General features: G+C 40.9%; 16 protein-coding genes and 2 pseudogenes. 15 read left to right on the forward strand and 3 right to left on the reverse strand.

Annotation, left to right across the window (positions count from 1 at the left end):
- Positions 1–161: 161 nt before the first annotated feature.
- The 6 genes and pseudogenes from QM865_RS04370 (at position 162) to QM865_RS04395 (ending at position 6,055) form a co-directional block, all read left to right on the forward strand.
- Positions 162–839 carry a response regulator transcription factor gene (locus QM865_RS04370; protein WP_000548991.1) on the forward strand — a complete coding sequence of 226 codons (678 nt, stop codon included), beginning with the start codon at positions 162–164 and terminating at the stop codon, positions 837–839.
- Positions 832–1,806 carry a HAMP domain-containing histidine kinase gene (locus QM865_RS04375; protein WP_371491820.1) on the forward strand — a complete coding sequence of 325 codons (975 nt, stop codon included), beginning with the start codon at positions 832–834 and terminating at the stop codon, positions 1,804–1,806. Before QM865_RS04370 ends, QM865_RS04375 begins: the two co-directional genes overlap by 8 nt.
- A gap of 798 nt (positions 1,807–2,604) precedes the next feature.
- Positions 2,605–4,116: an ATP-binding cassette domain-containing protein gene (locus tag QM865_RS04380; protein ID WP_023946213.1), complete on the forward strand. Its 1,512-nt coding sequence runs from the start codon at positions 2,605–2,607 to the stop codon at positions 4,114–4,116.
- A 290-nt stretch (positions 4,117–4,406) separates the two neighbouring features.
- Positions 4,407–4,604 (forward strand): annotated as a pseudogene (locus QM865_RS04385) (DUF389 domain-containing protein); the annotation flags it as partial.
- Between the two features lie 81 nt (positions 4,605–4,685).
- Positions 4,686–5,009 (forward strand): potassium channel family protein, encoded by a 324-nt coding sequence (locus tag QM865_RS04390; RefSeq protein WP_000825751.1) that lies wholly within the window; start codon positions 4,686–4,688, stop codon positions 5,007–5,009.
- Positions 5,006–6,055 (forward strand): DUF389 domain-containing protein, encoded by a 1,050-nt coding sequence (locus QM865_RS04395; RefSeq protein ID WP_064276307.1) that lies wholly within the window; start codon positions 5,006–5,008, stop codon positions 6,053–6,055. The genes QM865_RS04390 and QM865_RS04395 overlap by 4 nt, the downstream gene beginning before the upstream one ends.
- Positions 6,056–6,309: 254 nt before the next feature.
- Here QM865_RS04395 and thrS read toward each other — a convergent pair whose 3' ends face one another.
- Together thrS and QM865_RS04405 are read right to left on the reverse strand one after the other, a co-directional pair.
- Complete coding sequence (thrS, locus tag QM865_RS04400) at positions 6,310–8,253, reverse strand: threonine--tRNA ligase (protein ID WP_033679869.1); 1,944 nt, start codon at positions 8,251–8,253, stop codon at positions 6,310–6,312.
- Positions 8,254–8,293: 40 nt separating this feature from the next.
- Positions 8,294–8,502 (reverse strand): annotated as a pseudogene (locus tag QM865_RS04405) (hypothetical protein).
- 313 nt (positions 8,503–8,815) lie between these two features.
- Between QM865_RS04405 and rpsO the strand changes: the two are divergent.
- The 6 genes from rpsO (at position 8,816) to QM865_RS04435 (ending at position 14,094) form a co-directional block, all read left to right on the forward strand.
- On the forward strand, positions 8,816–9,085 hold the full coding sequence (gene rpsO / locus QM865_RS04410; RefSeq protein ID WP_050304290.1) for a 30S ribosomal protein S15: 270 nt from the start codon (positions 8,816–8,818) through the stop codon (positions 9,083–9,085).
- Positions 9,086–9,731: 646 nt separating this feature from the next.
- The gene (locus QM865_RS04415) at positions 9,732–10,352 is read left to right on the forward strand and encodes a CadD family cadmium resistance transporter (RefSeq protein WP_000531713.1); all 621 of its coding nucleotides are present in this window, start codon (positions 9,732–9,734) and stop codon (positions 10,350–10,352) included.
- A 235-nt stretch (positions 10,353–10,587) separates the two neighbouring features.
- Positions 10,588–11,634: a FecCD family ABC transporter permease gene (locus QM865_RS04420; protein WP_371508837.1), complete on the forward strand. Its 1,047-nt coding sequence runs from the start codon at positions 10,588–10,590 to the stop codon at positions 11,632–11,634.
- A 1-nt stretch (position 11,635) separates the two neighbouring features.
- Positions 11,636–12,391 (forward strand): ABC transporter ATP-binding protein, encoded by a 756-nt coding sequence (locus QM865_RS04425; protein WP_371508839.1) that lies wholly within the window; start codon positions 11,636–11,638, stop codon positions 12,389–12,391.
- A 19-nt stretch (positions 12,392–12,410) separates the two neighbouring features.
- The gene (locus QM865_RS04430; RefSeq protein WP_000753258.1) at positions 12,411–13,421 is read left to right on the forward strand and encodes an ABC transporter substrate-binding protein; all 1,011 of its coding nucleotides are present in this window, start codon (positions 12,411–12,413) and stop codon (positions 13,419–13,421) included.
- Positions 13,402–14,094 carry an alpha/beta hydrolase-fold protein gene (locus QM865_RS04435; protein ID WP_414306090.1) on the forward strand — a complete coding sequence of 231 codons (693 nt, stop codon included), beginning with the start codon at positions 13,402–13,404 and terminating at the stop codon, positions 14,092–14,094. Before QM865_RS04430 ends, QM865_RS04435 begins: the two co-directional genes overlap by 20 nt.
- Positions 14,095–14,137: 43 nt before the next feature.
- Here QM865_RS04435 and QM865_RS04440 read toward each other — a convergent pair whose 3' ends face one another.
- The gene (locus tag QM865_RS04440; RefSeq protein ID WP_261080255.1) at positions 14,138–14,887 is read right to left on the reverse strand and encodes a lysophospholipid acyltransferase family protein; all 750 of its coding nucleotides are present in this window, start codon (positions 14,885–14,887) and stop codon (positions 14,138–14,140) included.
- Positions 14,888–15,019: 132 nt separating this feature from the next.
- Between QM865_RS04440 and QM865_RS04445 the strand changes: the two genes are divergently transcribed.
- The 3 genes from QM865_RS04445 to QM865_RS04455 all read left to right on the forward strand — a co-directional run bounded on the left by QM865_RS04445 (position 15,020) and on the right by QM865_RS04455 (position 18,919).
- Positions 15,020–17,356 carry a cation-translocating P-type ATPase gene (locus QM865_RS04445; protein WP_414306091.1) on the forward strand — a complete coding sequence of 779 codons (2,337 nt, stop codon included), beginning with the start codon at positions 15,020–15,022 and terminating at the stop codon, positions 17,354–17,356.
- A gap of 101 nt (positions 17,357–17,457) precedes the next feature.
- Positions 17,458–18,135 carry a tRNA (adenine(22)-N(1))-methyltransferase gene (locus QM865_RS04450; protein WP_414306092.1) on the forward strand — a complete coding sequence of 226 codons (678 nt, stop codon included), beginning with the start codon at positions 17,458–17,460 and terminating at the stop codon, positions 18,133–18,135.
- Complete coding sequence (locus QM865_RS04455) at positions 18,122–18,919, forward strand: Nif3-like dinuclear metal center hexameric protein (protein ID WP_414306093.1); 798 nt, start codon at positions 18,122–18,124, stop codon at positions 18,917–18,919. The genes QM865_RS04450 and QM865_RS04455 overlap by 14 nt, the downstream gene beginning before the upstream one ends.
- The last annotated feature ends 9 nt before the right edge of the window (positions 18,920–18,928 follow it).

An 18,928-nucleotide genomic window follows, 5' to 3' on the forward strand; every position in this document is an offset into this window, starting at 1 on the left:
TAAATGGGTAGTGCTGGCACTATGTCTGAAAATAAGGTATGATATCAATGGGGTTATTCACTATCTGTTGTGACAAGGAAATGTCAAAAAAGTATTAGATACTAAGCCCTCTATTTATACTAAAGGATTTAAGACTCCTAAAATTAGCAAAGGAGAATCAGATGCACAAGATTTTATTAGTAGAAGATGATCAGGTCATTCGTCAACAAGTCGGAAAAATGCTCTCTGAATGGGGATTTGAAGTGGTTCTGGTAGAAGACTTTATGGAAGTTTTGAGCCTTTTTGTCCAATCGGAACCTCATCTGGTCCTTATGGATATTGGCTTGCCCTTATTTAATGGCTATCACTGGTGTCAGGAGATTCGCAAGATTTCCAAGGTCCCCATCATGTTTCTGTCTTCGAGAGACCAGGCTATGGATATTGTCATGGCAATCAATATGGGGGCGGATGACTTTGTGACCAAGCCTTTTGACCAGCAGGTTCTTTTAGCCAAGGTTCAGGGCTTGTTGCGTCGTTCCTATGAGTTTGGGCGTGACGAGAGTTTACTGGAATATGCCGGTGTTATCCTCAATACCAAATCAATGGATTTACATTATCAAGGGCAAGTCTTGAATTTGACCAAGAACGAATTCCAGATTTTACGCGTTTTATTTGAGCATGCGGGCAATATTGTAGCGCGTGACGACCTCATGCGGGAACTTTGGAACAGCGACTTTTTTATTGATGATAATACGCTCTCTGTCAATGTGGCTCGATTGCGTAAAAAGTTGGAAGAGCAGGGCTTGGTAGGATTTATCGAGACCAAGAAAGGGATAGGGTACGGACTGAAGCATGCTTGATTGGAAACAATTTTTTCTAGCCTATCTGCGTTCCCGTAGTCGTCTGTTTGTCTATCTGATTTCTTTGACGTTTCTGCTCTTACTCTTTCAGTTTTTATTTGCCAGTTTGGGAATTTACTTTCTCTACTTTTTCCTCTTGTGTTGCTTTGTAACCATCTTATTTTTCACTTGGGACATATTGGTAGAAATGCAGGTCTATCGTCAGGAACTTCTCTATGGTGAGAGGGAAGCTCAGTCTCCTTTGGAAAGAGCCTTAGCAGAAAAATTAGAAGCGCGTGAGATGGAACTTTATCAGCAGAGATCAGATTCAGAAAGAAAACTGACGGATTTGCTGGATTACTATACCTTGTGGGCCCATCAGATTAAGACCCCCATTGCAGCTAGTCAACTCTTAGTTGCAGAAGTAGCCGACCGCCAACTGAAGCAGCAATTAGAACAGGAAATTTTCAAGATTGATTCCTATACCAATCTAGTTTTACAGTACCTGCGTTTAGAAAGTTTTCATGATGATTTGGTCTTAAAGCAGGTTCAAATTGAGGATCTGGTTAAGGAAATAATTCGTAAATATGCTCTTTTCTTTATTCAAAAAGGCCTAAATGTCAATCTACATGACCTTGATAAAGAAATCGTGACGGATAAAAAGTGGCTGCTAGTGGTTATTGAGCAAATCATCTCAAACAGTCTCAAGTACACCAAGGAAGGTGGTCTGGAGATTTATATGGACGGGCAAGAGCTTTGTATCAAGGATACGGGAATCGGGATAAAAAACAGTGATGTCCTCCGAGTCTTTGAACGTGGTTTCTCAGGATATAATGGACGCCTAACCCAGCAGTCATCTGGACTTGGCCTCTATCTATCTAAGAAAATTTCTGAAGAACTGGGGCACCAGATTCGTATCGAGTCTGAGGTTGGAAAAGGAACAACAGTGCGGATTCAGTTTGCTCAAGTGAACTTAGTCCTTGAGTGAGAAGAGACAATGAGTTTTTACCCAATCTCTTTTTGCTATATTTCAGGATATTTGAAGACTGTTTTTTACAAAATCAATAATAGAATTTTTAATACGGAATATAGTATAAATACTGGTTCAAAGTGAAGTTTTGTATGCTTTATACTTTTGTTGAGTATAAAATCTATAAACTAAGGGTGAATTACAAAAATTAATTTGAGATGAAGTGAATTGTAGACTTGGGAAATGTCTCCTATTCGATTTCAGAATGAATCGTTGATACAGGATTAAAAGAACTGCAGCTTTCTTTTTATTTTGAATGAGATAGGTGTATATAGATTTGTATAACTGGTGTAGAACTGTTTCCAAGAATTTATTGAATGTATCGAATACACACATTCTATTGATTTTGAACCAGTTTTTAATTTCTAAATGTTATAATAGTTTTATCAAGTAAAAGGAGACTGCCATGATTGGAGACAATATAAAATTCTTACGAAAATCACATAATCTGATATAACCAGAATTTTCACGGATTGTGGGTGTGTCACGAAATAGCCTAAATCGTTAGAAAAACTGAAAAAGCTTACTTTCAATAGAAGTATTGGAAATATTCATTTTACATCTATCAAAGAAACATGGGATAGACCTATATTTTACAAAATAGCAAATTATATTTTGAATGATAGTAAAAACTGCAGTACTTGTGTGATTTACAATTATTGCACTCAATGTCCGAATATCGCACTATCTGAAATAGGGAATAGTAGAGATTGTTCTGCGATATGTAAAAAAACGCATTAGCAAGGAGTATCGTATATGCTACCATATCTTAAAACTATTAGATGGTATCTCTTCTTTAATTTTCTTTTTGGTGTAGTATCGAATATCTGCACAGCTTTGTTACCGTATTTCACGCAGGCATTAATCAAAGGGGATTATCAAGTAGCTCTATATGGTTACTCTATGTCAGTGGCAGGCTATTTGAGTTGTAACTATATCCAAATGATACTTGATTGGAAGCAGGGGATTATCTTTTCGACTACTTTGAAAAATGAGTGGTTTCGTTCACTTCTGGGACTCAGTCACCACGATTTTAAGCAGAAAACAGTAGCAGAGTATATTTCCTATCAATCTAATGACCTAGATTCGTTGGAAAAGGATTACCTTCCTCCATTGATGAGTTTTATCAAACAAATTTTACGTATCATCATTTACGCTTTCATTATTAGCAGAACAATTAATCCTATTGTATCACTGATTTTAATCTTTTCCACTGGAATTAGTATTCAAATTCCTAAAATCGTTGGGAAGTTGACCGCTAATCGTAGACAGGTTTACTTGAAAAAACAAGGAGATTACTATCGAACTTTGGAGGATTTGCTCATGGGACATCATTTGGTAAATAAACTAACTATGTCGCATTTTTTGAATCAACAAAAGAGATCTCTAAAGAATTTGCAGGATAAGTATTTTAAGTATGGTTTGACAAAAATTACAGGCATCTTATTGACAGGTGTTTCTTTTGAATTCATTAGTCTTGTTCTGTTTATTTATTTAGCCTACTCTCTATCTCACCAGCAACTCGGTATTCCTGAGGTGGTGGCGAGTTTCGGATATATTAATGCTTTTTCTGAACCAATACAGGAAATCCTTTATGATTTACAAATGTTAGAGTCCGTAAAGCCTGTAATCAAGAGTTTTCAAAACATTGTTGGGAGACCCGTTTCAGTTCAAGCACCTCAACATTCTTTTGATACGATTACTTTGAAAAATATTTCCAAACAACTGGGAGAATCAAAATTGATAATTACTTCCGCTACGATTCAAAAAGGGGATAAAATTGCGCTTATTGGTAAGAATGGGTCTGGAAAAAGTAGTCTTCTCAACATTTTAAATGGAACAGATGAAGATTTTGAAGGACAAATTGTGCTAGATGGGCTTGTTTTGGACCATCTTTGGGGAAGATTCGGTATGATTCTGCAACAAGAACATACATTTATTTCGAGTTATGAAAATAATGTAACACTATTCAATAGTTTCAATGAAAAATTCAGAGAAGAAGATTTTGAAAAAATTCCACCACAATCCCTGTCAGGTGGTCAGCAACAACGAATGTATTTAAATCGTGAGAAAAATCGTAAAAATCCATTGCTTATCCTAGACGAACCTTTCTCTGCCTTGGATACTAATCAGTTTAAAATGGAATTGGAAAGAGTTCTGGAACTACCAAGTGCCGTCATTGTTACTTTACATCGCCAAAACGAATTATTAAGTAAGTTTGACCAAGTTTGGGAAATTAAGAATGGAGAACTTGTAATTTTGAAATAGCTAAATTATAAAGAATAAAACGCATAGTATCAAGGTTCAGGAGATACCGTTTTTCCTTCTTCGGATAAGGAAACAAAAATTTCTTGCTTCATCTATCTATTCAATTGATAGATTTCGTCAGAGAAAAACTGTAAAATTTTTGATATAATATAAAGGATGGACTGACGGATACTTAAAAGATAATTTTCAAAAGAATAACAGGTGAGAAGAAAAATATGTAAGATTGGACAGAAGTCTCTCTACCATCATCCATGCAGAAACAAGATTATATAAAATAAAAGGAGTAACCAATGAACGGAAATTATTCAACACGGGAATACCGTGAGAAATTATACGATGACCTTCATGTTCGATTGAGAGATACAGCGATTTTGATGTGTGCAATTTTTATTGCCTCTATCGGTCTAAATATGAATTCAACAGCTGTTATTATTGGAGCCATGCTGATTTCCCCTCTTATGACACCGATTGTTGGACTGGGGTTTGGTGATGGAGATCATGTCCTATCTTCACTTTGATTATTGGAAAAAAACGGCTCGGTCAGGAGCTAGTATGAATAAGGAGAACAAATGAAACGTTTAAAAATGTTATGGCATATTATGCAGGTTACGGGTTTTACTCGGTTTGCTCTGAGTTTTGTGACCTTTGTTTTTGGGTCAGGAGGCGTGCTTTTCCTAGTTGAACCTGCTATCACAAATTACGGAGACGGTCTTTGGTATGCTTTTGTGACTTCGACGACTGTCGGCTACGGGGATCTCCTAGCTGTGACCTTGATTGGAAGGATTACCAGTGTCTTCTTGACGATTTATGGGCTCATATTTTTTGGCTGTTTATCAGCTGTTATTTTTAATTATTATACCAATTTAAATAAGGAAAGAGGAGAGGACAAATGACTGCCAATTATTCAACACGGGAATACCGTGAGAAATTATACGATGACCTTCATGTTCGATTGAGAGATACAGCGATTTTGATGTGTGCAATTTTTATTGCCTCTATCGGACTAAATATGAATTCAACAGCTGTCATTATAGGAGCCATGTTGATTTCACCTCTCATGACACCGATTGTTGGACTGGGATTCGGTTTAGCTATTTTTGATACGCGTTTAATCAAGCAATCTCTAGAGGTTTTATTGACTCAAGTGTTGGTCAGTTTGCTTGTCTCGACTCTGTATTTCTGGATTTCTCCCTTGTCTTATGCAAGTAGCGAGTTGATTGCACGAACCTCTCCAACCATTTGGGATGTCCTCATTGCTATTGCTGGTGGGATTGCTGGTGTGATCGGTTCAAGGAAAAAAGAAGCAAACAATATCGTGCCAGGAGTAGCCATTGCTACAGCTCTGATGCCGCCTATCTGTACTGCAGGTTACGGTTTAGCTAATGGAAATGTACGATTTTTATTTGGAGCTCTTTATCTTTTCTTGATTAACTGTGTCTTTATCATGCTAATCAACATTGTTGGAACAAGAATTATGATGAGAAAATCTCCCTTAAGTTCATTTAAAGAGTTAAATATTAAAATGAGAATTGGGTTGATCTCCTTGATTGTATTATTGATTCTTCCAGCCAGCTATTCAGCAGTCACTCTAACGATAGATCAAGCGCGAAAAGAAGGAATCAAACAGTTTGTAGGAAAAGAGTTCGCCAATCACACGGTCATTAATCAAGTCTACAAGTCAAGGAACAATGAATTGGTCTTGACGGTTGTTGGAGATCCGATTTCAGAAGAAGAATTAGAAACGCTCCACCAAAAACAAGCCTCTTACGGTATTCAATCTGTTCAATTGAAAGTCAATCAAGTTCATAATTCGACAAAACTAGACAGTGATTCGACCAAGGAATTTTATGAAACCATTAACAAGTATATCGATCAAAAACTCTCTGAAAAGGATTCACAAAAAGATCTAGTAAAAGAAAATGAAGCAGATAAGGATTGAGGATATTGACCTTATCTAACTCATGAAAGCAAATCTTGTGTGGTGGTTTGGTCAATCACTACTAGCTCGGATTAAATAATACTCTTCGAAAATCTCTTCAAACCACGTCAGCGTCGCCTTACCGTACTCAAGTACAGCTTGCGGCTAGCTTCCTAGTTTGCTTTTTGATTTTCATTGAGTAAAAATATAAAAAGCAACAGCTGAAATAGTTGTTGCTTTTTAGGTATCTAGGATTTTATCCCAGGTTTTATATCTTATTTCTCAACGCGTGATTTGTTGGCAATATCAGCTAGGATAGCTTGAACAAAGTCATCAACTGAGACAGTTTGTGTTTCTTTTTGTCCGTAGCGACGAACGTTGACTGTTCCGTCTTCCATTTCCTTGTCTCCAACAATCAATTGGTAAGGAATCTTGCTGGTTTGTGAAGCACGGATCTTGAACTGCATTTTTTCATTGCGCTCATCTACATCTGCACGGACACCACGGTCACGGAGTTTCTTAGCTACTTCCCAAGCGTAGTCTACGTGTTTTTCGTTAGATACTGGGATGAGGGTTACTTGGTGAGGTGCAAGCCATGTTGGGAAGGCTCCCTTGTAGTTCTCAATCAAGATAGCTGTGAAGCGCTCCATAGTAGAGATTACACCACGGTGAATCATGACTGGACGGTGTTCTTCGCCATCAGCTCCGATGTATTTAAGGTCGAAGCGTTCTGGAAGCAAGAAGTCAAGCTGGATAGTAGAAAGGGTTTCTTCTTTACCAAGGGCAGTCTTAACTTGAATATCCAATTTTGGTCCGTAGAAGGCTGCTTCCCCTTCGGCTTCAAAGTAGTCCACGCCCATTTCATCAAGGGCTGCACGAAGCATAGTTTGGGCATTTTCCCACATCTCATCGTTATCAAAGTACTTGTGAGTATCTTGAGGGTCACGAAGAGAGAGACGGAAGCGGTATTCAGTCAAGTTGAAGTCTTCATAAACATCGATAATCAACTGAAGGGCACGTTGGAATTCTTCTTGGATTTGTTCTGGCGTAACGAAGAGGTGACCGTCGTTGAGTGACATTTCACGCACACGTTGAAGACCAGTGAGGGCACCAGATTTTTCGTAACGGTGCATCATACCGATTTCAGCGATACGGATTGGCAATTCGCGGTAAGAGTGAACATGGTGTTTGAAGACTTGGATGTGGTGTGGGCAGTTCATTGGACGAAGGACAAATTCTTCCCCATCACCCATGTCCATAGTTGGGAACATGTCTTCTTGGTAATGATCCCAGTGACCAGAAGTCTTGTAAAGCTCAACAGATGCAAGTGGTGGAGTGTAGACGTGTTGGTAGCCAGAAGCTAGCTCTTTGTCTACGATGTAGCGTTCCAACTCACGACGAATAGTCGCACCGTTTGGCAACCAGAATGGAAGCCCTTGCCCAACTTCTTGAGAAATCATGAAGAGGTCAAGCTCTTTACCAAGTTTACGGTGATCACGTTCCTTAGCTTCTTCACGCATTTGAAGGTAGTTCTTCAAGTCTTTCTTGTCAAACCAAGCTGTACCATAGATACGTTGCATCATAGCGTTGTCGCTATTTCCACGCCAGTAAGCACCTGCTACATGGAGAAGGTGGAAGATTTGGATGCGGCCTGTTGATGGGACGTGAGGGCCACGGCAAAGGTCTACATATTCACCCTGACGATAGATAGTCAAACCACCTTCGTCTTCAGAGTGTTCTTCAATCAATTCCAACTTGTAAGGGTCGTTTTTGAAGATTTCACGTGCCTCGTCTTTAGTCACTTCTTCACGGATTGATGGGAAGTTTTCTTTAACGATTTTTTGCATTTCTTCTTCGATACGAGGAAGGTCTTCGTTGGAGATTTGACCAGCTGTGTTATCAGTATCGTAGTAGAAACCGTCTTCGATAGCTGGACCAACTCCCAAGTGAATGTCTGGGAAAAGGCGACGAGCTGCTTGGGCGAACAAGTGGGCAGCTGAGTGACGCAAGATTGGAAGGGCATCTTCGTGATCAGGTGTCACGATTTCGATGCTTCCATCTTCAGTGATAGCACGAGTAGTGTCGATGAGTTTGCCGTTAAATTTACCAGCAAGAGCTTTTTTAGCTAGAGAATTGCTGATAGATTGGGCAATTTCAAAAGTTGTAACGCCAGATTCGAATTCACGAATAGCGCCATCTGGGAAAGTAATGTTAATCATGATGTTCTCCTTACTTATATTATTGACGAATGTGTTAACCCTATTCTGAAAACAGGGACAGAGGATTGTGAAAGCTAGAAAAACAAAAAGCGACATCCTCGAAAGGACGTCGCAACGTGGTTCCACCTTCATTTATGTTCCTCAAAAAAGAGGGACACCTCTGATTGGCTCTAACGTGGCCACCGTTTTATGTTTTCATAAAAAACTCACGAGTAGTATCAGTTTAGGCTTCCTATGCGTTTCCAGCAACCACGCACTCTCTAGTAGAAAGGGACTAAGTGACTTGTCTCTATGGATTATTATAGCATGATTGTGAAAATTTTCAAGATATTTGTAGATTTTTTTGAATTTCCTTGTTGAGGGGGAGAATTAGGAATGGTAATCTTAGAAGAGGTTGGGTATCTCCATTATGTTGGTGAAGTAAAGAGAAAGGAGTAAATCTGTTGACAAAGAAGTTAGTTATTGGTAGAATAAGGATTGTCGTAAAGACAAATAACTTCTTCTTGGTTACAGGCATGCCAACCTGTCACTCGGATGAAGCCAAATAAAAAGGAGAAACATCATGGCAATCTCAAAAGAGAAAAAAAATGAAATCATCGCACAATATGCACGTCACGAAGGTGATACAGGTTCAGTAGAGGTTCAAGTTGCTGTCCTTACTTGGGAAATCAACCACCTTAACGAACACATCAAACAACACAAAAAAGACCACGCTACTTACCGTGGATTGATGAAAAAAATCGGTCACCGTCGTAACTTGCTTGCATACTTGCGTAAAAACGACGTTAACCGTTACCGTGAGTTAATCAACTCTCTAGGACTTCGTCGTTAATCTTGCGTCTAAACCGTTTCTATACTTCGTTGTCTTCGGCTCGATGTACCATTAGTACAACCTTCGCCTCGTCGCCTAGTCTATAAACGGTTTATCCAGCAAGACTGGAGCTCTCTGATTTTAAGAGGGCTTTTTTTGTTGTCACCTTACCTCGATATACTCAAGTATAATCTTAGGTTACGGTTCCTAGCACTGTAAGGTAAAATAAACCAGAATGATCTCCCTTCGGGGAGATTTTTTGTTCAGGTTTTATCGGTCACAATTTTGGAGACTACAAAAACAATTAAGGCCATCCAAGAATTAAATCAAAAGGTTTTATCGGTTACAATTTTGGAGACTACAAAAACCTCAAATGGTATCAGCTAATTACACCATAAAGGTGCGTAGCTACTCGGCTTGAAAAGCCGAGTAGCTGTCTGCAAGCCCCTTCGGAGAGCCCACACTTTACGAAGTAAAGTATAGTATGTTATACTTTACATGGAAGTAGTCACCGAATTCCAGTTAGAAATTACTTTGTAACTACGTTTTGAGGAGGAGTAAAATGCTTTCCTATGTTCGAAATTACCCACTAGCGATAGCTAAATTAATGTGTCTGTGCTCTCCTAAAATCTGCTGATTTATTACTGACCAATACAGGAGGTTTTTTATGGGACAGACAATCATATCTGCTATTGGTGTTTATATTTCCACCAGTATCGATTATTTAATTATTTTATTTATTTTATTTGCACAGCTATCACAGAATAAACAAAAATGGCATATTTATGCGGGGCAATATCTAGGCACAGGCTTACTTGTAGGGGCGAGTTTAGTTGCTGCTTATGTCGTTAATTTCGTGCCTGAAGAATGGATGGTTGGATTGCTTGGTTTAATCCCTATCTATTTAGGGATTCGCTTTGCAATTGTTGGAGAAGGTGAGGAAGAAGAGGAAGAAGAGGAAGAAATTATTGAAAGATTAGAACAAAGCAAGGCAAATCAACTGTTTTGGACAGTTACATTGCTAACAATTGCGTCTGGCGGAGATAATTTAGGTATCTATATACCTTATTTTGCTTCGTTAGATTGGTCACAGACCCTCGTGGCCTTGCTTGTGTTTGTAATCGGCATAATTATCTTATGCGAGATTAGTCGGGTGTTATCCTCTATTCCGTTAATATTCGAGACAATTGAAAAATACGAGCGAATCATTGTGCCCTTAGTATTCATTCTACTTGGACTATATATCATGTATGAAAATGGCACGATAGAGACTTTTCTGACCGTGTAGATTTTTTTGTTTCACTAGGATTTTAGCCCGAGCTCAAATCAGCTCTCTGATTTTCAGAGGGCTTTTTGCGTTGGCACCTTACCTCGATATACTCAAGTATAATCTTCGGTTACGGTTCCTAGCACAATAAAATCAACTATATTCATTTGTTCTCATCTTGTTCCATTGTTGAAAATATGGTATACTTTTCATGAGAATTTTCTAAATTTTTAAGATTCTATCAAAGGAGGTTTGCATGCTTTCCAAATTTTCTGGAAGCCGACAAGACCTGCAATTTGTGTTGCTTTTAGGTATTTTGCTAGGTGTTTTAGGGATTTCTCTTTTTCTAGCAGTTTCTATGGGATCCGTTGCGATTAATCTAGGAGATACCTATCGGATTATTTTGAGCAGGTTGGGATTTCCTCTGGAGATAGGAGAGGTTTCCAAGTCTACTCTTGCCATTGTATGGAACATGAGATTCCCTCGAGTATTGTTAGGTCTGATAGTAGGAGCAGGTCTCTCTATGTGTGGTAGCGTGATGCAGTCTACAGTGAACAACCCAATCGCAGAGCCTTACGTCTTAGGAATATCTGCTGGTGCAACTCTAGGGGCAACCTTGAGCATCATTCTTGGTTTAAAAGTGATGATTAGCCTTGGAGCTTTTCTTGGAGCTATTTTGGCAACAATTGCTGTCCTCATCATTGCCTCTATGCAGGGAAGGATGACGACTTCCAGTCTAATCTTATCAGGAACGGTGGTCAACGCTCTCTTTCTGGCTTTTTCAAACTTTATTATCTCAGTCGGAGCTAATGCGGATAGTGTGATGACCATTAAGTTTTGGACCATGGGCTCGCTCGCTGGGACTTCCTGGTCTGACTTGGTCCTGCCAACTATAGTGGTAGGAATAGCCTTTCTATTTTTCTCTACCCAGTATCGTGTTTTCAATGCGATGATGATGGGAGATGAGGCTGCTTTAACTTTGGGGATTCCCTTACGCTTTTATTGGTATCTTTATGTGACAATGGTGGCTGTGCTGACAGCAGTCTTAGTGGCAACCTGTGGAATTATTGGATTTGTCGGTCTGATTACTCCACATTTAGCTCGAGGGTTAGTAGGAACGAATTACAAGAGGCTTTTTCCCGTTGCAACCTTGCTGGGTGCCCTCTTTGTCATCTGGGCAGACGTACTCTCTCGTATCATCATTCCAAACGCAGAGCTTCCTATTGGTATTTTCACAGCCTTAGTAGGTGCTCCCTTCTTTATCTACATTGTTGGAGGTAGGCGAAGGGAGGTGAGGGTCTGATATGGACTTGATTTGTCAGGATATCCACTTTGGACTAGGAGAGAAAAAAATCCTCAAAGGAGTCTCTCTTAAGGTTGAAGGGAATCAATTTCACACGATATTAGGACCAAATGGAAGCGGGAAAACCAGTCTACTTAAACTCCTCTATCGTCAGGAAAAGGCGGACAAAGGCTTGATAAGCCTAGATGGAAAACCTCTTGAACAATGGACAATCAAAGAAACAGCCAAGCAAATGGCAGTTGTCACCCAGTTTAATCAATTGCAGTTTGATTGTACAGTTGAGGAAATCGTCTTGCTAGGTAGAACTCCCCATCTCTCTTTTCTACAGAAGGAAAAGGAAAGGGATTATGCCCTCGTTCAAGATGCTCTTGTCAAGGTGGATATGCTAGAGAAGAAAACTCGTCTCTATTCGTCTCTATCAGGGGGAGAGAAACAACGAGTCTTATTAGCCCGCGCCTTGGCGCAAGAACCGACTCTTTTGCTCCTGGATGAACCTACCAATCACTTGGATATCAAGTATCAGCTAGACTTGTTGGCCATTGTGAAGGAGCTCAAGATAACTGTTCTAGCTGTCTTGCATGATATTCAACTTGCTTGTCGCTATTCGGATTATCTCTATCTGATGAAAGAGGGGGAAATCCTTTACCAAGGGACTCCAAAGGAGACCATCACCCCTGAGTCATTGCAAACTGTATACGGAGTTCAAAGTCAGGTGACTTGGACCGAGGATCAGCAAGCTATGATTCACTATTTATAAGAATGAAAAGGAAAACAAGATGAAAAAAACACTCAGTATTTTACTCGTGACAGTAGCTACCTTAACCATGGCAGCTTGTGGTAACACTACTACAGAAAAAGCTACCACACAATCTAGCACAGAGACAAGTCAAAAGGCGAGCACAGAGACGACTTATCCACTAACGGTCAAAACCTATGACGCGAAAGGGAATGAAGTCGAACAAGTCTTTGACAAGGCACCTGAAAAAGTTATCACCAACAATCTTTCAACCACTGAAATCTTATTGGAGTTGGGGTTGAAGGATAAAATTGTTGGCATGCTCAATCCAGACAATGCTGTGACGGACAAATACAAGGACGCGATTGCGACTATTCCTCAAATTGGGGATAAAAAAACAGTCTCACAAGAGACAGTCCTTTCTTATGAGCCAGACGCTGTGATGGGTCGAAATATGATGTTTTCTGAAAAATCCTTGGGGACAGTTAGCACTTGGAATGAAAACAAAATCCCAGTTTATACGCAAAAAGCTTCTCTCTCAACAATTCAGCAAGATTTGGGGAATATCGTAGAAGATGTCAAAAATCTTGGAATGATTTTTAATGTTCAGGACAAGGCTAATGAATACGCGGCCCAATTACAAACTAAAATTGACGCTGTTAAGAAAGCAAACCCAGCAAGTCAAGGTGAAAAGAAAAAGGCTTTGATTATGGTTGCTTATAATGATGAAACCTTCGGTGCCTACAAGTCTGCTTTGCAAGAAAGTTTGCTGAACCAACTTGGTTATACAAACGTTGCTACGGGGACATCAGGCTTGACCTTGGAAAACCTCGTGTCAATGGATCCTGAATTGATTATCTATGTAACCAGCGATCGCAATAAAAAATTGGATGAAAAAGCAGTAGAGTTGATGAAGGCAAATGCTGTTTTGGAAAGCGTTCCTGCTATTAAGAATCAAAAAATCATGACCATCTCTTACGATGAATTGATGGACTATGGTCCAGCAGTGATTGATTCCCTTGAGAAAATCAATGACTTTATCAATAAATAATGAGTTTGATTGGGAAGGAATTCAAGTTAAAATCAACCTTCCTTCTAACTACGCCCCCAATCAAACCTATCCGGCTATTTTATTGAATGATGGAAACTTGGGCTTCTTATCGTCCCTTTCCGAATCTGTGATTTTAGTGGGCTTGACCTCTAAAAATCGCCTAGACGACTACACTCCCTGGGCGACATCGGCTCTGAGAGATGGATTTCCAGATTTTGGCGGTCAGGCCAACGCCTATCATGATCATTTATTTGGAGGTCTTTTAGATAAGTTGCAGTCGCTTTATCGCCTGGATGAAAATCGCCTTGCCTACGGAGGTTACTCACTAGGTGGTTTGGCGGCAGTCTACAGTCTTTTCAGCTTTGACAAGGTTTCCTGTGTCTTCTCCATTTGCGGTTCCTTTTGGTATCCTGATTTTGTGGCTTACTGCAAGGCAGAAACAGTGAAAAATCTAGACTGTTTGCTGTATTTACAGAACGGTCAAACAGAAGGAGTCGATCATAGCAATCGCTTGGCTCAAGCACCAGTCTATGCTGAGCAGATCCATACCAGTCTTCAGAAATGCTATCCGAACGGCCAGTTTGTCTTTGATCCTTATGGACACCATGAACAAGTAGCTGAGCGATTCCTAGCTTTTTCCAGCTGGTTGGCCCAAAAATGGAAAATCGAATAAAAGATTTATCCCTTGGCTTTTGCCAAGGGATTGTTGTATTTATTTAACCAAGTTTTTCTCTCTTTTTATCTGGATTCCATACGAAGCTTGCGATAAAGCTAAAGATGATGGTTAGGATAGCGAGGATAATGGCAAGGATGAGAGCAGGGATGCGGATAAACCACCAGAGTGGGTTTGGTTTTTTATTATTGTGCCATTGTTTCGTTTCTTGGTCCAAACGTTGAAATTCTGCTTGGATGCGATTGGCGACTGTTTCAATGCCTTCATCATTCATTTTCTTGATATCTGAGATATCGATTGGATTTCCAAAGTTCATATCGACACGTTCACGGCTAACTAAGCCCTTCAAAGTCATGGGACCTGTATAGGTAACAGGCATGATACGGACCTTGGCCATTTTGGCAATCAGAGCTACGCCACCCTTGACATCGTTTGAGTGACGGCTCCCACTTGGAAACATGATGAGAGAGCGGTCACTTTTTTTGAGAACATTGATAGGGTATTTGATGGCTGAGGCGCTTGGATTTTCCCGGTCGATAGGAAAAGCACCACACATACGGATCCACCAGCCAAAGATACGGTTGGTAAAGAGTTCTTTTTTGGCCATGAAGATGAATTGTTTTGGCTTGGTCGCAAAGGCCATATAAACTGGATCCCACCAAGTGCGGTGAGGCGCAACCAAAATATAATTTTCATCTTGATTAGGAATTTTATCAGTATTATGATAGTGGGCATTGCCATTGATGGACCATAGGAGCAATACAACCAATCCACGTAAATAAGTATAAAACATGCGATCTCCTTCGATTCTTTTCTTGTTATTATTATACCTTATCAAAGGAGGGCTGGCAAACTTTTCCCTTGACCAGGTCCATATTTGGGATGAAATTAGAATTCTTTTAGAAAAAATGGTATGATAAAATTTATGGATAAAAATAAGATTATGGGATTAACCCAAATAGAAGTCAAGGAAAGACAGGCTAAGGGCTTGGTCAATGATTTTACTGCTTCGGCCAATACCAGCACTTGGCAAATCGTTAAACGAAATGTCTTTACTCTTTTTAACGCTTTGAACTTTGCCATTGCTTTGGCCCTTGCCTTTGTGCAGGCTTGGAGCAATTTGGTCTTCTTTGCTGTTATCTGCTTTAACGCTTTTTCTGGAATTGTGACCGAGCTACGGGCCAAACACATGGTGGACAAGCTCAATCTCATGACCAAGGAAAAAGTCAAAACCATTCGTGATGGCCAAGAAGTGGCTCTGAATCCTGAAGAATTGGTGTTAGGAGATGTGATTCGTCTGTCTGCTGGAGAGCAGATTCCTAGTGATGCCTTGGTTTTGGAAGGCTTTGCGGAGGTTAATGAAGCCATGCTAACGGGAGAAAGTGATTTGGTGCAAAAGGAAGTGGATGCCTTGCTTTTGTCAGGAAGTTTCTTGGCTAGTGGGGCAGTTTTGGCTCAAGTTCACCATGTTGGATCTGATAACTATGCTGCCAAACTCATGCTGGAAGCCAAGACCGTTAAACCTATTAACTCCCGTATCATGAAATCGCTGGACAGGTTAGCAGGTTTTACTGGGAAGATTATCATTCCTTTTGGTCTGGCTCTCTTGCTAGAAGCCTTGATGTTGAAAGGTCTGCCTCTCAAATCATCCGTTGTAAATTCGTCGACAGCCCTACTGGGAATGTTGCCTAAGGGAATTGCCCTTTTGACCATTACTTCGCTCTTGACAGCGGTGATTAAGTTGGGCTTGAAAAAGGTCTTGGTTCAGGAAATGTACTCTGTTGAGACCTTGGCGCGCGTGGATATGCTCTGTCTGGACAAGACGGGCACCATCACCCAAGGAAAGATGCAGGTGGAGGCTGTAATTCCGCTGATGGCAACTTATGGTGATGAGGCTATTGCCAACATTTTGGCTAGTTATATGGCCCATAGTGAGGATAAGAATCCAACAGCCCAAGCTATTCGCCAACGTTTCCAAGGTCAGGTAGCCTACCCTATGCTTTCGAATCTTCCTTTCTCAAGCGACCGCAAGTGGGGAGCCATGGAATTGGAAGGTCTGGGGACAGTTTTCTTAGGAGCGCCTGAGATGTTGCTGGACTCTGAAGTCCCAGAAGCCAGAGAGGCTTTGGAGAGAGGGTCACGTGTCTTGGTCTTAGCTCTTAGTCAGGAGAAACTGGACCACCACAAACCACAGAAACCATCTGATATTCAGGCTCTAGCCTTGCTGGAGATCTTGGATCCGATTCGAGAGGGAGCAGCAGAGACGCTGGACTATCTCCGTTCTCAAGAAGTGGGACTCAAAATTATCTCTGGTGACAATCCAGTCACTGTATCCAGCATTGCTCAGAAGGCTGGGTTTGCGGACTACCACAGCTATGTAGATTGCTCGAAAATCACGGATGAGGAATTGGTTGCTATGGCTGAGAAGACAGCTATTTTCGGACGTGTTTCCCCTCATCAAAAGAAACTCATCATCCAAACGCTGAAAAAAGTGGGTCATACAACGGCTATGACAGGGGACGGGGTTAATGATATCCTGGCCCTTCGTGAGGCGGATTGTTCTATCGTGATGGCTGAGGGAGATCCTGCGACTCGTCAGATTGCAAATCTGGTTCTCTTGAACTCAGACTTTAATGATGTTCCTGAGATTCTCTTTGAAGGTCGTCGGGTGGTCAATAACATCGCCCATATCGCACCGATTTTCTTGATAAAGACCATCTATTCCTTCTTGCTCGCAGTTATCTGTATTGCCAGTGCTCTTCTAGGGCGATCTGAGTGGATCTTGATTTTCCCCTTCATTCCGATCCAGATTACCATGATCGACCAATTCGTGGAAGGTTTCCCACCATTCGTTCTGACTTTTGAGCGAAATATCAAGCCTGTAGAGCCAAATTTCCTCAGAAGGTCCATGCTTCGTGCCCTACCAAGTGCCCTCATGGTCGTGTTCAGCGTTCTTTTTGTGAAAATTTTTGGAAGTAGTCAAGGTTGGTCTGAGTTAGAAATCTCAACTCTCCTCTATTATCTCTTGGGATCTATTGGTTTCTTATCCGTATTTAGAGCCTGCCTGCCATTTACCCTCTGGAGAGCCCTCTTGATTGTTTGGTCAGTAGGAGGCTTCCTAGCTACAGCTCTCTTCCCAAGAATCCAAAAACTGCTTGAAATTTCGACATTAACAGGACAAACACTACCTGTTTATGGTGTCATGATGTTGGTCTTTACCGTGATTTTCATCCTGACTAGTCGCTATCAAGCCAGAAAATAAAGAAAGACTGCAATCTGTGGATTGCGGTTTTTTTAGGTACAAGATTGCTAGCTGAAATGTGGTATAATAAGAGGTAACAGAGTTTTGGAAAGAGAGAGAGAATGATTTCAAAGAGATTAGAATTAGTGGCTTCCTTTGTGCCCCAAGGGGCTATTTTACTAGATGTGGGGAGTGACCATGCTTATCTGCCTATCGAGTTGGTCGAGAGAGGCCAAATCAAAAGCGCCATTGCAGGGGAAGTGGTGGAAGGTCCCTATCAGTCTGCGGTTAAAAATGTTGAAGCGCACGGCCTAAAGGAGAAAATCCAGGTTCGTTTAGCCAATGGCTTGGCAGCTTTTGAAGAGGCTGACCAAGTATCGGTCATCACCATTGCAGGTATGGGGGGCCGTTTGATTGCTAGGATTTTAGAAGAAGGCTTGGACAAGCTGGCTAATGTAGAGCGTTTGATCCTCCAGCCTAATAATCGTGAAGACGACTTGCGTATCTGGTTGCAAGACAATGGTTTTCAGATTGTAGCAGAAAGCATTCTAGAAGAAGCTGGTAAATTCTACGAGATTTTGGTGGTGGAAACAGGGCAAATGAAGCTATCAGCCAGTGATGTTCGCTTTGGACCTTTCTTGTCCAAAGAGGTCAGTCCAGTCTTTATCCAAAAATGGCAAAAAGAAGCTGTTAAGCTAGAGTTTGCCCTTAACCAAATCCCAGAAAAAAATCTGGAGGAACGTCAAGTTCTAGTAGATAAAATTCAAGCCATCAAGGAGGTGCTCCATGTTAGCAAGTGAAGTGATTAACGCATATGAAGCCTTTTGTCCTCAGGAATTTTCCATGGAGGGCGATAGTCGTGGCTTGCAAATCGGCACTTTGGACAAGGATATCCAAAGGGTCATGGTTGCCCTCGATATTCGAGAAGAGACGGTGGCTGAAGCCATTGAAAAGGGTGTGGACTTGATTATTGTCAAGCACGCGCCGATTTTCCGTCCCATCAAGGATTTGGTAGCTAGCCGTCCACAAAATCAGATTTACATCGACCTCATCAAGCATGACATCGCAGTTTATGTCAGCCATACCAATATTGATATCGTTGAAAATGGTCTCAATGACTGGTTCTGCCAGATGCTAGGAATCGAGGAGACGACTTATCTTCAGGAGACAGGTCCAGAACGTGGAATTGGACGCATTGGAAATATTCAGCCTCAGACCTTTGGGGAATTGGCCGAGCATGTCAAGCAAGTCTTTGGCCTAGATAGTCTTCGAATGGTGCATTATCAAGAGACTGATTTGCAGAAGCCTATTTCAAGAGTGGCTATCTGTGGTGGTAGCGGGCAGTCATTTTATAAGGATGCCTTAGCTAAGGGAGCAGATGTCTATATTACTGGCGATATCTACTATCACACTGCCCAAGATATGCTGTCTGATGGCTTGCTGGCACTGGACCCAGGCCACTATATCGAAGTGCTTTTTGTAGAAAAAATCGCTGTACTTCTTAATCAATGGAAGGAAGAGAAGAGCTGGGATATTGATATCTTGCCTAGTCAAGCATCGACCAATCCTTTCCACCATATCTAGTTAGAAAGT

The organism is Streptococcus mitis (assembly GCF_047462815.1).
Taxonomy (GTDB): Bacteria; Bacillota; Bacilli; order Lactobacillales; family Streptococcaceae; genus Streptococcus; species Streptococcus mitis_DO.